1 protein-coding gene is annotated in these 379 nt (G+C 66.0%); it reads right to left on the bottom strand.

From position 1 onward, the window contains the following. Positions 1–169 precede the first annotated feature (169 nt). On the bottom strand, positions 170–379 hold a 210-nt coding region (locus tag FLQ44_RS22740), incomplete at its 5' end, for an MBL fold metallo-hydrolase RNA specificity domain-containing protein (protein WP_276607910.1).

Below are 379 nucleotides of genomic sequence, written 5' to 3'. Positions count from 1 at the left end.
GGGATTGGGGATTTGGGATTCGGGATTCGTGGGGAGGTGGTCGCGAGCTTCCAAGCTGCCGCCCCCTTCAGCATGCAGAGAGGCGGCGAGTGTCCTCGTCCTAGATGCGTGCCCAGCCGCATCGACCTTCGGTCGAATCCCGAATCCCCAATCCCGAATCCCGGCTCTTTCACACATCAAACTGCTCGCCCGCCTTCGGAACCCGCACATCGCAGCCGTACTGCTCGCCAAGGCGCACCCGCAGGCCTTCGCGGGCTTCGTCTTCGCCGTGCACCAGCAGCACCCGCGGATGCAGGGGGATCTGCCCGTACCACTGGCTCAGCCCGTTCTGGTCGGCATGTGCCGACAGTCCGCCGACGGTGTGCCGGCGCGCCTTGAC

It is taken from the genome of Vogesella mureinivorans (genome assembly GCF_007644035.1).
GTDB classification, from domain to species: Bacteria; Pseudomonadota; Gammaproteobacteria; order Burkholderiales; family Chromobacteriaceae; genus Vogesella; species Vogesella mureinivorans.
This window is presented reverse-complemented; position numbering and strand designations above follow the sequence as displayed.